Source organism: Thermomonospora echinospora (assembly GCF_900108175.1).
Taxonomy (GTDB): domain Bacteria; phylum Actinomycetota; class Actinomycetes; order Streptosporangiales; family Streptosporangiaceae; genus Thermomonospora; species Thermomonospora echinospora.
This window is the reverse complement of record NZ_FNVO01000003.1, coordinates 418,922-432,787: the sequence shown is the minus strand read 5'-3', so window position 1 is coordinate 432,787 and position 13,866 is coordinate 418,922. Positions and strand designations below refer to the sequence as shown.

16 protein-coding genes are annotated in these 13,866 nt (G+C 73.4%); 13 read left to right on the top strand and 3 right to left on the bottom strand.

Annotation, left to right across the window (positions count from 1 at the left end; all coding sequences use genetic code 11):
• Window positions 1-220 precede the first annotated feature (220 nt).
• From C4U03_RS09415 to C4U03_RS09380, 9 genes are all read left to right on the top strand, one after another.
• Window positions 221-439 (top strand): DUF1918 domain-containing protein, encoded by a 219-nt coding sequence (locus C4U03_RS09415; RefSeq protein ID WP_103937289.1) that lies wholly within the window; start codon window positions 221-223, stop codon window positions 437-439.
• Window positions 440-571: 132 nt separating this feature from the next.
• Window positions 572-991, top strand: a complete 420-nt coding sequence (locus C4U03_RS09410; RefSeq protein ID WP_103937288.1) for a YjbQ family protein — start codon at window positions 572-574, stop codon at window positions 989-991.
• 166 nt (window positions 992-1,157) lie between these two features.
• Window positions 1,158-1,586 carry a DUF3052 domain-containing protein gene (locus C4U03_RS09405; protein WP_103937287.1) on the top strand — a complete coding sequence of 143 codons (429 nt, stop codon included), beginning with the start codon at window positions 1,158-1,160 and terminating at the stop codon, window positions 1,584-1,586.
• 220 nt (window positions 1,587-1,806) lie between these two features.
• Window positions 1,807-2,262, top strand: coding sequence for a peroxiredoxin (locus tag C4U03_RS09400; RefSeq protein ID WP_103937286.1), 456 nt, complete (start codon window positions 1,807-1,809; stop codon window positions 2,260-2,262).
• Window positions 2,263-2,302: 40 nt separating this feature from the next.
• Window positions 2,303-2,635, top strand: coding sequence for a hypothetical protein (locus tag C4U03_RS09395; RefSeq protein WP_103937285.1), 333 nt, complete (start codon window positions 2,303-2,305; stop codon window positions 2,633-2,635).
• A 268-nt stretch (window positions 2,636-2,903) separates the two neighbouring features.
• Window positions 2,904-3,992 (top strand): hypothetical protein, encoded by a 1,089-nt coding sequence (locus C4U03_RS09390; protein WP_103937284.1) that lies wholly within the window; start codon window positions 2,904-2,906, stop codon window positions 3,990-3,992.
• Window positions 3,993-4,022: 30 nt separating this feature from the next.
• Window positions 4,023-4,172 (top strand): hypothetical protein, encoded by a 150-nt coding sequence (locus C4U03_RS40315; protein ID WP_160146934.1) that lies wholly within the window; start codon window positions 4,023-4,025, stop codon window positions 4,170-4,172.
• The gene (locus tag C4U03_RS09385; RefSeq protein WP_103937283.1) at window positions 4,172-5,752 is read left to right on the top strand and encodes a vWA domain-containing protein; all 1,581 of its coding nucleotides are present in this window, start codon (window positions 4,172-4,174) and stop codon (window positions 5,750-5,752) included. Before C4U03_RS40315 ends, C4U03_RS09385 begins: the two co-directional genes overlap by 1 nt.
• Window positions 5,739-6,356, top strand: coding sequence for a hypothetical protein (locus tag C4U03_RS09380; protein ID WP_103937282.1), 618 nt, complete (start codon window positions 5,739-5,741; stop codon window positions 6,354-6,356). Before C4U03_RS09385 ends, C4U03_RS09380 begins: the two co-directional genes overlap by 14 nt.
• A gap of 245 nt (window positions 6,357-6,601) precedes the next feature.
• Here the strand turns inward: C4U03_RS09380 and C4U03_RS09375 are convergent, their stop codons facing one another.
• Window positions 6,602-7,552, bottom strand: coding sequence for a phosphoribulokinase (locus tag C4U03_RS09375; RefSeq protein ID WP_235017731.1), 951 nt, complete (start codon window positions 7,550-7,552; stop codon window positions 6,602-6,604).
• Between the two features lie 182 nt (window positions 7,553-7,734).
• On the opposite strand from C4U03_RS09375, the gene C4U03_RS09370 reads away from it, so the two are divergent.
• Window positions 7,735-8,391 (top strand): response regulator, encoded by a 657-nt coding sequence (locus C4U03_RS09370; RefSeq protein ID WP_200827158.1) that lies wholly within the window; start codon window positions 7,735-7,737, stop codon window positions 8,389-8,391.
• A gap of 99 nt (window positions 8,392-8,490) precedes the next feature.
• Entirely contained in the window at window positions 8,491-9,609 is a 1,119-nt protein-coding gene (locus tag C4U03_RS09365) for a GAF domain-containing sensor histidine kinase (protein WP_103937280.1), read from the top strand.
• A 42-nt stretch (window positions 9,610-9,651) separates the two neighbouring features.
• On the opposite strand, the gene C4U03_RS09360 is transcribed toward C4U03_RS09365, so the two are convergent.
• Window positions 9,652-10,836 carry a saccharopine dehydrogenase family protein gene (locus C4U03_RS09360; protein ID WP_103937279.1) on the bottom strand — a complete coding sequence of 395 codons (1,185 nt, stop codon included), beginning with the start codon at window positions 10,834-10,836 and terminating at the stop codon, window positions 9,652-9,654.
• Between the two features lie 106 nt (window positions 10,837-10,942).
• Window positions 10,943-11,818 (bottom strand): LysR substrate-binding domain-containing protein, encoded by an 876-nt coding sequence (locus C4U03_RS09355; RefSeq protein WP_103937278.1) that lies wholly within the window; start codon window positions 11,816-11,818, stop codon window positions 10,943-10,945.
• A 113-nt stretch (window positions 11,819-11,931) separates the two neighbouring features.
• Between C4U03_RS09355 and C4U03_RS09350 the strand changes: the two genes are divergently transcribed.
• A complete protein-coding gene (locus C4U03_RS09350; protein WP_103937277.1) occupies window positions 11,932-13,380 on the top strand; it encodes a form I ribulose bisphosphate carboxylase large subunit in 1,449 nt (482 codons plus the stop codon).
• Window positions 13,380-13,802, top strand: coding sequence for a ribulose bisphosphate carboxylase small subunit (locus C4U03_RS09345; RefSeq protein ID WP_103937276.1), 423 nt, complete (start codon window positions 13,380-13,382; stop codon window positions 13,800-13,802). Before C4U03_RS09350 ends, C4U03_RS09345 begins: the two co-directional genes overlap by 1 nt.
• Window positions 13,803-13,866 lie beyond the last annotated feature (64 nt).

Genomic DNA, 13,866 nt, shown 5'->3' with positions numbered 1-13,866 from the left:
TACCGTTCTAGTCTCGGGCGCGGCCGACGGTCGTCGGTTGTCGTCGCCCCCAGCTTCCATGGTCGTCTGTTATGACGGCTAACGCATCTCTACTGTCCGGTAACTATTTATGCCGGTCAGCGCGGTGACGAACCGTCCGGGCGGGGAACGCTGAGGCTGCGGACGAGAGCCGTACGAAGGTGACAGCAATGCCAGCGTATCTATCGCGGGGAGGTGCGTGATGCAGGCAGCAGTGGGCGACCGGCTGCATGTTCACGGCAACACGGTGGGCCAGCCGGACCACAGCGGCGAGATCATCGAGGTGCGCGGCGCCGACGGCCAGCCGCCCTACATGGTGCAGTTCGACGACGGGCACACCGCCCTGGTGTTCCCCGGTCCGGACGCCGTCGTGGAGGCGGGCAAGGCCAAGGCCCGGCGGCGGGTGCCGCAGCGAGGCTGACCTGAACGCGGTCCGGCCCGGCCGGGGGCCTGCCGCGGGGCGGCCGGGTAGGCCGCCCCGGCGGGCCCCGCCGGGCGTGCCATCGCGGGACGGCCGTTGCCCGGCCGGCATCGCCCGGGTAGACAGATCCGCATGAGAAGCAAGGTGATCCGGGTGACCACCGGTGGCCGGGAGACGGTCCACGACATCACCTCCGAGTGCGCGTCGTTCGCCGCGGAGGCGGGCCGGCAGGCCGGGGGCGACGGGCTGCTGCACGTGTTCGTCCCGCACGCGACCGCCGGGGTGGCGCTGATCGAGCTCGGCTCCGGCAGCGACGAGGACCTGCTGGCGGCCCTGGCCGACCTGCTGCCGGCCGACGACCGCTGGCGGCATCGGCACGGCTCCCGCGGTCACGGGCGCTCCCATGTGCTGCCGGCGCTGGTCCCGCCGTACGCCACGATCCCGGTGATCGGCGGGCGGATGGCGCTGGGGACCTGGCAGTCGGTGGCGGTCGTGGACCTGAACGTCGACAACCCCGACCGGCAGGTGCGGCTGTCCTTCCTGGCTGGTTGAATCCCCGCGATTTGTTACGCTCGGTAGATGTTCCGCCGCATGGCACGTGCCGATCATGTGGAGCGGCCCGCCAAAGCGCGCAAGGCACTTGCGCTGGGGGCCATCACTTGTGTGAACTGTCCCGCAACGCCACACCGAGTGGCCAATCGACATTGGGAGGACGTTCGTGAGCGCGACCGCGGGTCAGGCGCAGTCTGAGCGCAGCCTGGCCGAACGGCTCGGCTTCAAGGCCAGCCAGGTGGTGCAGGAGATCGGCTATGACGATGACTGCGACGAGGAGCTGCGCCGCTCCATCGAGGCGGTCATCGGCGGTGAGCTGGTCGACGAGGACTACGAAGATGTCGTCGATGTCGTGGTGCTGTGGTGGCGCGACGAGGACGGGGACCTGGTCGACGGCCTGGTCGAGGCGCGTACCTCGTTGGCCGACGGTGGCCACATCTGGCTGCTGACGCCCAAGGTGGGCAGGGAAGGGCACGTGGAGCCCAGTGACATCGGGGAGTCTGCCCCGACCGCGGGCCTGTCGCAGACCAGCAGCATGAGCGCGGCCCAGGACTGGTCCGGCACCCGGCTGGTCGCCCCGAAGGTCCGCAGGTAGTCCACCGGCGGTCGCCCGGCGCCGTGCTCGGCGGCCGGGCGCCGCGCCGGGGCGGGTCCGGCCCTGCGACGCCGTGATGGCAGACTGGACGGACCGGTGCGGTGAGACGGCGCCGGCCGGTGGGGCGGGTCCGGCCCGGCGGCGGCGTGCCCGTCCCTCCCCGCCTGCGGGGAGTGAACGTCCCAGGGCCCCGTCGGGCGGGCCGATCGGCAGGAGCGTCATGGCGGTTGAGGTGGGCGACGTCGCCCCGGACTTCGAGCTGACGGACCAGCACGGCACCCCCGTGCGGCTGTCGGACCACCGCGGCGAGCACAACGTCGTTGTGGTGTTCTACCCGCTGGCCTTCAGCGGGGTCTGCACCGGTGAGCTGGGCGCCATCCGCGACGCGCTGCCCTCGCTGGGCGAGGACGCGCGGGTGCTGGCGGTGTCGGTCGACTCGATGTTCGCCCAGCGGGCCTGGGCCGACCGGGAGGGCTACGCCTTCCCGCTGTTGTCGGACTTCTGGCCGCACGGTGAGGTGGCCAGGGCGTACGGTGTGTTCGACGCCGAGCGCGGGGTGGCCGTCCGGGGCACCTTCGTCATCGACCGTGAGGGCGTCGTGCGCTGGAAGGTCGTGAACGCGCTTGCGGACGCGCGCGACATCGACGAGTACCGCAAGGCGCTCGCCACGCTGTGATCATGGCCGGGTCCGCCCGGCCCAGGCTGTTGGAGGCGTGATGCCCTGCTTCCGCTGCGGGGCGCGGCAGACCGATCCCGCCCGCGGCGCCAGCCCGTGGAAGCGCGGGGTACGGGCCGACCGGCAGGTGCTGATCTGCCCCGGCTGCCAGGGGGCGCACGACTGGACCGCGGGCCTGGACCGGTGCGCCGGCTGCGGTTCGGCGTCGCTGATCTGCCGGCTGGGCGAGGTCGAGTGCCGTTCCTGCGGGCACGTGCGCGAGGCCAGGCCGCCGGAGCGGCCCGGCGATCTGGTGACCTCTGGGGCGCCCGGCCTGTCGGAGGAGGTCGCCGCCGCGATCGGCCGCGTCCTCAAACGCGGCCCGGCCGGCTGACCCGCCGATCCTGAGGCGCCCGGCGTCCCGGGGCGGCCCGCCCGCGCGCCGGGAACGCCCGCCGGGGACGCCCGCTGCCCGGCCGCCGCATGCGGACGGCGGGCCGGTTCGAGGGCTCCCAGGTGCCGTCCCCGGCACCAGAGGCTGCCGGGTATGCCCGTTCGGGCGGTGCTCGTCCGGTTCGGAAGTTCTGGGCATCTGACGTTCATGTGCGGGACACCCGGCGGTCGGATCCCGGCCTGCGGGCGCGCGCAGGCTCGAAGCGCCAATGAAAAGGATCCTTTCCCTCGTGCTGGCCGCCGCGCTGGCCGCCGGGGTCGCGGTCGCGGTCCTGCTCGACCGCGCCGCCGGCCCGCCCTCCCGGACGCAGCCGGTGCGCGGCGTGATCGGGTCGGAGAAGCAGGCGTTCTTCGACGACCCGGCCGTGCGCGCGGCCTTCGCGCGGCACGGGCTGCGGGTGCAGGCCGATCCCGCCGGATCCCGGCAGATCGCCACCTCGGTCGACCTGGGCCGCTACGATTTCGCCTTCCCCGGCAGTTCCCCGGCGGCCGACAGGATCCGGCAGCGCCGGCAGGTCACCGCCCGGTACTCGCCGTTCTCCACGCCGATGGCCATCGCCACATTCGAGCCGATCGCCGCGCTGCTGCGGGCCGAGGGGGTGATCGGCAGGGCGGCCGACGGCACCTGGACGTTCGACGTGGCCCGCTACCTGGACCTGGCCCGCAGGCGGGTGCGCTGGGACCAACTCGACGACAACGCCGTCTATCCGGTGCGCAAGGACGTGCTGGTGTCCACCACCGACCCGCGCAGCTCCAACTCGGCGGCGATGTACCTGGCGATCACCAGCTTCGTCGCCAACGGCAGCGCCGTGGTCCGCGACGCCGAGGCGGAGGCCAGGGTGCTGCCGCTGATGGGGCGGCTGTTCCACGACCAGGGCTACACCGAGAGCACCAGTGAGGGTCCCTTCGAGGACTACCTGTCGGTGGGCATGGGGCAGGCGCCGCTGGTGTGCGTGTACGAGGCGCAGTTCGTGGGCCGTGCCGTCCAGGGCCAGATCAAGCCGGGGATGCTGCTGGCCTACCCGGTGCCCACGGTGATCTCCCGGCACACCCTCGTCCCGCTCACCCCCGCCGGCGACCGGGTGGGACGGCTGCTGACCACCGATCCGCAGTTGCAGCGGCTGGCGGCCCGGCACGGGTTCCGCACCGCCGACGCCGCGCAGTTCGCCAGAGTGACGGCCGAGCACCGGGTGCCGGTTACGGCGAACCTCGTCAACGTCGTCGACACGCCCTCCTATGACGCCCTCGAAAGCCTGTTGCGGGGCATTGAGAAGGGCTACGGCGACGGCACTCCCTGAGACCTCCCGAGCAACCTGGAGACGACCGCATTGAACCGGACGAGCGAAACCGGTGACGAACCGGTCCTCACCCCGCCCGAGCCGGTGGCGCCGATCGCGCCGGGACGGGCTGCCACGATCATCCCGGACGGCGAGGCCATCCGTACCGCCCTGGACGAGCGGGACGGTGGGGACCTGTGATGCGCCGTGCGGCCGCCTTGGCCGCGGCACTGCTGCTCACGGTGTCCGGATGCACCGGGGGCGGCGACGAACCCGGGGACAAGCCGCGCGAGGGCGTGCTGAGGGTGCTGGCGGGCAGTGAGCTGGCCGATCTGAAGCCGATCCTCGACCAGGCCGAACGCGACATCGGCGTCAAGGTCAGGCTGGAGTACGCCGGCACGCTCGACGGCGTCCGGCAGGTCGTGGATGGCAGGGCCGACGGCCGCTACGAGGCGGTGTGGTTCTCCTCCAACCGCTATCTGTCGCTGCACCGCGACGCGCAGCGCAGGCTCCGCACCGCGACCACCACGATGATCTCCCCCGTGGTGCTGGGCGTGCGGCGGTCGGCGGCCGAGCGGCTGGGCTGGCACACCAGGCCGCCGACCTGGGCCGACATCGCCGAGGCGGCGGCCGGTCACCGGTTCACCTACGGGATGACCAGCCCGGCGGCGTCCAACTCGGGCTTTTCCGCGCTGGTCGCGGTGGCGTCCGCGCTGTCGGGCCGGGGCGGCGCGCTGGATGCGGCGAGCATCGACGCGGCGGGCCCGAAGCTGACGGACTTCTTCGCCGGCCAGACGCTGACGGCGGGCTCGTCGGGCTGGCTGTCGGACGCCTACCTACGACGGCAGGGCTCCTCGGTGGACGGCCTGATCAACTACGAGTCGGTGCTGCGGTCGGTCGGCGCCTCCGGCAAGCTCCGCGAGCCGCTCACGATCATCTATCCCAGGGACGGGGTGGTGACGGCCGACTACCCGCTCACCCTGCTGGCCTCGGCGCCCGCGCACGCCGCCGACGCCCACCGCAGGCTGGGGGAGTACCTGCGGCGGCCGGACGTGCAGCGCCGCATCATGACCGAGACCCACCGGCGTCCGGTCAACCCGGAGGCGGCCCCGGCGGAACCTGCGGCGATACCGCCCGAACTGCCGTTCCCGGCCCGGCCGGACGCGGTGCAGGCGCTGCTGGCGGCCTACTACGACAAGTTCCGCCGGCCGTCCCGCACGCTGTACGTGCTGGACGTGTCCGGGTCGATGAAGGGCGAGCGGATCGAAGCGCTGCGCACCGCGCTGGTCGCGCTGACGGGCGGGGCGGGGCGGTTCGAGCGGTTCCACAACCGCGAGGAGGTCACGCTCATCCCGTTCAGCGGCACGCCTGGGCAGCCGGTCTCCTACACCGTCCCGGCCGAGGCGCCCGAGGCCGAGCTGGGCCGTATCCGGGAACGGGCGCGGGAGCTGACCGCCGGGGGCGACACCGCGATCTATGACAGCCTGATGCGGGCCTACGGGGTCGCCGACGAGCAGGCGGCCCGCGACCCCGACCGGTTCACCTCGATCGTGCTGATGTCGGACGGGGAGAACACCGGCGGCCTGGAGTTCGCCGGCTTCCGCGCCCGCTTCGCCGGGTTGCCGGAGCGGGTACGGGGCGTGCCGGTGTTCCCCATCCTGTTCGGCGAGGCCGCGGTCACCGAGATGGGCGCGCTGGCCGAGCTGACCGGGGGACGGACCTTCGACGCCCGCTCCCAGCCGCTGGACGTGGTGTTCAGGGAGATCCGTGGCTATCAGTGACCGGCTGGTCCGCTATCTGGGATCGACCAAGAACCTGGTCGGCTCGGCCTGCGGGCTGGCCGGTCTCGGCCTGCACGCCGCGGGCATGACCGGCTCCTCCTGGCCGTTCGTCGTCGCCGGGCTGTACGCGGCCGGAGCGCTGGCCGCGCCGCCGGAGAGGGTGACGTTGGTGGTGGCCGGCGCCGAGGACGAGATCGAGCGGCTGCGCGCCGACCTGGACCGGCTGGTGGAACGGGTGGCCGCGCACGCCGGGCGGATGCCTCCCCCGGCGATGGTGCGGCTCAAGGAGATCAGGGACACACTCGACGACCTGCTGGCCCGGCCCGACCCGCTGGCCGCCGACCCCCGGGCCCGCCAGGAGTTGATCAGGGCCGTGCGGACCGACCTGCCGGCCGGCTTCGAGACCTACCTCAACCTGCCCGGCTGGTTCGCCGCCGGACGCGGCCGGACGACCCGCCGCACCGCCGCCGACGAGCTGGTCGCCCAGCTCGACCTGATCGCCGAGCACGTGACGGAGCTGGCCGGGCGGCTGCTGGAGGCCGAGGCCCAGCGGATGCGCGACCAGACCCGCCGCCTGCGGGACCGCTCCCGCCGCGACGCCTGAGCCGGTCGCCGCACGGCTCCTGCGGCTCCCGCCGAAGCCGACGCTCCGGCGGCTCCCGCGGCGGATCCCCGCGCACGCCGGTGGTGGCCCGACCAGCCGGGGACAGGCCGGGAGGGCGCCGACGGGTCCAGCGAGATCGTCGGCGCCCTCCCGGTACCGCAGGGCCGCGCGGCCGGAGCAGGGCTCCGGGCCTCCCCGCGCCGCCCGCGGTCGCAGGCCGCCCAGTGGGGCGATCACCAAGGGGACTAGGCGGCCTGGCGGCGGTTGGCGTCCAGCAGGTGGTAGAGCAGCAGTAGCTGGGTGATGGCCAGCGGGTCGCTGTCGGCGCCGTCGGCGAGCCTGCCCAGTGAGCCGGGCAGGGTGGTGCCGGTGCCCAGCCGTTCCCAGATCGCCTTCTTGACGACCTGGCACTCCTCCGGCGACACGTAGCCGTGCACGTGCAGGGCGTCCACCGGGCGGCCGTCGGTGTCGCGGTGCAGCTTGAGGTGCATGGCCCGGTGCTCGGCGTCGTCGAGCACCCCGCGCAGCTCCGGATGGTCGATGGTGGGCCGTAGCAGCAGCTCGGCCGACAGCGGGGTGTCCGGCGGGTCGGCGCGGCCGGCGACCGGGGCGAAGCGGACCACGATGTCGGCCCAGCGGCGCTGCGGCCGGATGTAGGCGGCGCTCTCGGGCTCGCGGCGCGCCAGCTCGGCGCGCACCTGCTCGGGCGTGTAGCCGCGTTTGGCGCAGTCCCGCTGGATCTTCCACTGGTGGCGCAGCGTCTCGGGCGGGTCCAGGTAGACGGTGATGTCGAAGCAGGCGCGGGCCAGCCGGGTGTGCAGCGGCAGCAACCCCTCGACGATCACGAAGTCGCGCGGCTCGACCAGCTCGGGCCGTACCAGCTCGCCGGTGGAGTGATCGTAGACCGGCTTGAGGATCGGCTCGCCCATCGACAGCAGTTGCAGGTGCTGCTCCATGATGTCGATGTGGTTGCAGTCGGGGTGCAGCGCGGTGAAGGGCTTGTCCCGGCGCTCCGCGCGGTCGTAGCGGTGGTAGTCGTCCACGCACACCGCGGTCATCCGGTCCGCCCCCAGACACTGCACGAGCCCCCGGGTCAGTGTCGTCTTGCCCGCCGCGCTGTCCCCCGCGATGGCGAGCATGACGGGGCGGCGGGCCGAGCCGCGCGCCCGGAGCATGTGCACGATCCGATGGGGCACCTGATGTCCTCCGTCCGCACCGTTCCTCTGACGGGACACGACGTTAGGCGCCCGGTTCCCGGGGGTCCTCACCCTTCCAGGTGAGTCCGGGGGTGATCGGAGGGTGAATCGCCCGCCGCCGGTGTGCGGACGGACCGTAACGGGGGCTACTGACCGGTAGTTCAGGTTGTTATGTTGCTCGGATGGTCCCCCCTGTGCGCGTGGTCCTCGTCGACGACCACGAGATGATCCTTGCCGGTCTCCAGGCGATGCTGGCCGGGTTCGCGGGCCGGGTGCGCGTCGTCGGCCAGGCGGGTACCTCCCGGGAGGCCGTACGGCTGGTCACCGCGCTGCAGCCGGACGTGGTGCTGCTGGACGTGCGGCTCGGCCCGGAGAGCGGCCTGGACCTGTGCCGGGACCTGACCACCCGGTCGCCGGACACCCGGGTGGTGTTCCTGTCGGTCTACGACGACGAGCAGTACGTCTTCGAGGCGCTGCGCGCGGGCGCCGGCGGCTACCTGCTCAAACGGGTGGACGGGCTGGAGCTGGTGCGGCGGCTGGAGGAGGTCGCCCAGGGCGAGACGGTGGTCGACCCGACGCTGGCGGGCCGGATGGCGGCCAGCGCGGCCCGGCTCAACCGCGGCGAGTTCTGGCCGGGCGCCGACCGGGGGCTCACCCAGCGCGAGAGCGAGGTGCTGTCGCTGCTGGTCGCCGGGCTGTCCAACCGGGCGATGGCGGCCCGGCTGGTGCTCAGCGAGGAGACGGTCAAGAGCCACCTGCGGGCGCTGTACCGCAAGCTGGAGGTCACCGACCGCTCGGCGGCCATCGCCGTCGCCCTGCGCGAGGGCCTGTTCCGGTGAAGACCGCGGGCGCCCCGGCGAGTGTGGGCGGCCCGGTGAGCGTGCTGCGGCCGGTGGCCGGGTGGCGCCGGCGGTGCGGGTGAGGAGGGCGGGCGGGCCGTGAACGCGCTGGAGCTGCTGGCCGGGCGGGGCGGTGATCTGCTGGTGCGCATCGTCACGGTGGCCTGCTCGGACCGGGTGCTGCCGGACATGGCCGTGGAGCTGGCCGGGCTGGTGGTGCGCTCGGCGGCAGACCTGCCGTTCTGTGACGTGTACGTGCTGGACGAGGAGGAGCGGGTGCTGGAGTGCCCGGGGCGCCGGCCCGTCCCGCTCGGGGAGGGCGACGTGGGCTGGGTCGCGGCGCACGGCAGGCCGCGCCGGCACGCCGACGGGCGGGGCGCCGCGCTGCCGGTGTCGGTGGGCGGCCGGGCCACCATCGCGGTGATCGACACCCGTTCGGCCGGGCCCTGCCGTCAGGAGGACATCGACCTGGTCACCGCGCTGGCCGCGCTGTTCGCCCCGGTGCTGCACTCGTGCCGGCGGCTGCGCAACGCCCAGGAGCGCGAGCACTCGGCCGAGCGGTTCGCCGAGCGGGCCGTGGAGGTACAGGAGGCCGAACGGGCCCGCCTGGTGCGCGACATCCACGACGGCATCGCGCAGCGGCTGGCCGGCCTGGGCTTCCACCTGTCGGCCTGCGACCAGGCGCTGTCCCACGGCTCCGCCGCCGAGGCACACGACCAGCTGGTGCTGGCGCGGGAGCTGTGCGAACTGGCGGCGGCCGAGACCCGGGCGGCCATCGGGGGGCTGCGCCCGCCGGTGCTGGACGACCTGGGGCTGACGGCGGCGCTGGCCACGCTGGCCCGGGAGGCCGGGTCCCGGCAGCCGTCGCCGGACGTCACCGTCACCGTCTCCGGGGAACTGGAGGACGCGCTGCCCGACCACGTCCAGACGGCGCTGTACCGCATCGCCCAGGAGGCGGTGGGCAACTGCCTGCGGCACGCGCGGGCGTCCGTCGTCCACCTGCTGCTGGAGCACGACCACGACCAGGTACGGCTGCGGGTCGCCGACGACGGCGCCGGCTTCTCCATCCAGGACGTGTTCGCCCCCGGCCGCCGCCCCGACTCCTACGGGCTGCGGAGCATGGCCGAGCGCGCCGAACTGCTGGGCGGCCGGGTCCACGTCTCCAGCCGGCCGGGCGGCGGCACCATCATCGAGGCCCTGGTGCCGCTGCGCCGCTGAGGCCCGCTCAGGCCGGCGGAGCCCCGGTTCCAGGGGCGACCTTCACAGTACGCGGAAGGTGATCCCCGCCCGGACCAGCCGATCGATGAGGGCGTCACCCATGGCGACGGCGGTGGTCACCTGCCCGGACGTCTGCGGGAGGTCGTCGTGGGCCAGGCACAGCGCCGACTCGGCCAGCATTTTGGCGGTCTCCCCGTACCCCGGGTCGCCCCCGGCGACCTCGGTGACGACCTGTTGGCCCTTGTGCGCGCCGCCGGTGACCCGGCCGGTGAAGGTGACGCTGAAGCGGGCCTTGGCGCGCTGCTCGGGCGTCGGCCCGCTGCCCGGGTCGCGCAGCCGCAGCAGCAGCGACCGGGTGGGCGGGGTCTGGGCCATCACGAGGGCCGCGGCCGAGCCCGCCGCCATGCCGGCCGCCGCCGCCAGCCGCCTGACAGCCACGTAGTGGCCGTAGGAGAAGTCGGGCCCGTAGCGGTCGAGGGCGGCGGCCGAGCGGGTCACGATCTGCGGGTCGATCGTCGGCATCGGCAGCGTCCACCCGCCGCCGACCCGGGTGCGCGGAACGGGGCTGCGGGAGATGCGGATCCTGCGGCCCGCCGGGCGCGGCTCGATCCGGCGGCGCTCGCGCTCGGCCCGCACCATGCCGGGCAGGTCGGTGAGCACCTCCAGCGCCGAGTGCAGCGTGCCGCCGGAGATGTCGCCGCTGAAGCGCACGAACCCCTCCACGTGCAGCGGCGAGCCCTCGGGCAGCTGCTTGACGGTGAAGTAGGCGCCCAGGTCGTGCGGGATCGAGTCGAACCCGCAGGCGTGCACGATCCGCGCCCCGCTGCGCACGGCCTCCTCGTGGTGGCGGAGGTACATCAGGTCCACGAACGTCGGCTCGCCGGTGAGGTCCACGTAGTCGGTGCCGGCCCGGGCGCACGCGGCCACCAGCGGCTCGCCGTACCTGATGTAGGGGCCGACGGTGGTGATGACGACCTTCGCGCACTCGGCCACGGCCTGCAGGGAGGCCGTGTCGGTGGCGTCGGCGTGCAGCAGCGGCAGATCCCCGCAGGCGGGGTCGATCGCGGCCAGCCGCTCGCGGACGGCCTCCAGCTTGGCCCGGTTGCGTCCGGCCAGCGCCCAGCGGGTGTGCGGCGGGGCGTGCCGGGCGAGGTACTCGGCGGTCAGCCCGCCGGTGTAACCGGTCGCGCCGAACAGGACGAGGTCGTACGTGCGGTCGCCGGTCATGGGGCCCTTCCTGGGATCGGTCTGCCGGAACCGACCGTGCCGCTCGCGGTGGAAGACGCGGGAGCGGTGATCCGGAGATCTTACTGATACCACATCCAATACCGGCTCACTCCGGTCGTCCCCCGGCCGGACGCCAGCCGGGGGCCTCCAGCAGCCGCTCCACGAACAGCCGGGTGGTCGCGGTGGGCGACACCCCGGAGACCGCGTGCCAGGGCCGGTGCAGCGGCGTGCCGGGGGCGTCGATCACCACCAGGCGCCCATCGGCCAGCTCCGCGCCCACCGCGTCCCGGGAGACCAGCGCCGCGCCCAGCCCCGCCGCCGCCCCGGCGATCACCGCCCCGTTGGAGCCCAGCACCAGCTGCGGCGGGTCGGCGTCCCGCTCGGCCAGGTACGCCTCGGCGGTGACCCGGGTGCCCGAGCCCGGCTCCCGCATCACCCACGGCGTGGTGCGCAGGTCGAACTCGACGCCCGGCGCGGTGACCACGACCAGGTCGTTCGGGCGGGTGGCCAGCACGGTGGCGGGCACCCCGGCGGGCGGCCGCCCGCCCAGCACCAGATCGGCCTCGTGGTCGGCCAGCCGCCGCCACACCTGCCGGCTGGGCCCCACCTCCAGGGTCAGCTCCACCCCCGGCCAGCGGGCTCGGAAACCGGCCAGCAGCCGGGGCAGCACCTGGTCGGCGGCGGTGGTCACGGCCGCCAGTCGCAGCGTGCCCCGGCCCGGATCGGCCTGGCCGCGCGCCGCCGCCCGGCCCTGCTCCAGCAGCCCGAGCACCTGCCGGGCGTAGGTCGCGTACGCCTCGCCCGCCGGGGTCAGCCGCACCCCACGCCCCCGGCGCTCGACCACCGCCACGCCCAGCTCGCGGGCCAGCGCGGCGACCGCCGCGGACACCGCCGACTCGGTCACGTACAGGCGCTCGGCGGCGGCGCGCACCGAGCCGGTGTCGGCCAGCGCCACGAACGTGCGCAGGCGCCCCTCGGTCATCCTCATCCCTTGAATGAATGCTTGATGGTCGGCCCAGAACACTTGATGGACATGGCAAGTATCGCTGCCGCAACCTTGAGCCGTCCACGTTCGGCACGGCACGGGAGCAGGCGATGTCAGGCAACGGAAGCACGGGCGGCCGCTGGTCGGCAGGGGTGATCCCGTACGCGGAGATGGGTTACTGGCGGCCGGACTACCAGCCCAAGGACAGCGACATCCTGGCGGCGTTCCGGATCACCCCGCAGCCGGGGGTGCCGCCGGAGGAGGCGGGCGCGGCGGTGGCCGGGGAGTCCTCCACCGCCACCTGGACCGTGGTGTGGACCGACCGGCTCACCAGCTACGAGAACTACCAGGGCAAGTGCTACAGGGTCGAGCCGGTGCCGGGCAAGGAGGGCGAGTTCATCGCCTACATCGCCTACGACCTCGACCTGTTCGAGGAGGGGTCGATCGCCAACCTCACCTCCTCGATCATCGGCAACGTCTTCGGGTTCAAGGCGCTGCGGGCGCTGCGGCTGGAGGACATGCGCATCCCCCCGCACTACGTCAAGACGTTCCAGGGGCCCGCGCACGGCATCGTCATGGAGCGCGAGTACCTGGGCAAGTACGGCCGCCCGCTGCTCGGCGCCACCGTCAAGCCCAAGCTGGGGCTGAGCGCCCGCAACTACGGCCGGGTGGTGTACGAGGCGCTGCGCGGCGGCCTGGACTTCACCAAGGACGACGAGAACATCAACTCCCAGCCGTTCATGCGCTGGCGCGACCGCTTCCTGTACTGCATGGAGGGCGTCAACAAGGCGCAGGCCGCCACCGGCGAGGTCAAGGGCCACTACCTCAACGTCACCGCCGGGACCATGGAGGACATGTACGAGCGGGCCGAGTTCGCCAAGGAGCTCGGCAGCGTCATCGTCATGATCGACCTGACCATCGGCTACACCGCCATCCAGTCGATGGCCAAGTGGGCCCGCGCCAACGGCGTCATCCTGCACCTGCACCGCGCCGGGCACTCCACCTACACGCGGCAGAAGACCCACGGCGTCAGCTTCCGGGTCATCGCCAAGTGGATGCGGCTGGCCGGCGTCGACCACATCCACGCCGGGACCGTCGTCGGCAAGCTGGAGGGCGACCCCAACTCAGTCGCCGGCTTCTACGACACGCTGCGGCAGGACAAGATCGCCGCCGACCCGGTCAAGGGTCTGTACTTCGACCAGGAGTGGGCCTCGCTGCCCGGCGTCATGCCGGTGGCCTCCGGCGGCATCCACGCCGGCCAGATGCACCAGCTGCTGCACCACCTGGGCGAGGACGTGATCCTACAGTTCGGCGGCGGCACCATCGGCCACCCCATGGGCATCGCGGCCGGCGCCACCGCCAACCGGGTCGCGCTGGAGGCGATGATCAAGGCCCGCAACGAGGGCCGCGACTTCCTCGCCGAGGGCCCCGACATCCTGCGGGCCGCCGCCAGGCACAGCCGCGAACTGGACGTCGCCCTGTCCACCTGGGGCGACATCACCTTCACCTACGAGTCCACCGACACCCCCGACGTCGCCCCGACCCCTGTGAGCGTCTGATGCGGATCACCCAAGGCACCTTCTCGTACCTGCCCGACCTGACCGACGAGGAGATCGCGGCGCAGATCTCCTACGCCCTCGGCAGGGGCTGGCCCTGCTCGGTGGAGTTCACCGACGACCCGCACCCGCGCAACTCCTACTGGGAGATGTGGGGCCTGCCGATGTTCGACCTCAAGGACCCGGCGGGCGTCCTGTACGAGATCAACGAATGCCGCAAGGCGTACCCGAACCACTACATCCGGCTGAACGCCTACGACGCCGGTTACGGGCGGCAGACCACGGCGCTGTCGTTCATCGTGCAACGCCCGCCGTCCGAGCCGGGCTTCCGCATCGACCGGCAGGAGACCAGCGACCGCCGCGTCCGGGTCTCGCTGCACGCCTACGCCACCGACCGGCCCGAAGGCGACCGCTACGGGTCCTGAGACCGCCGCCCGCCGGGACCGGTTCTTTCACGCCTGGCCGGTCCCGGCGGGCGGTTCCACGAGG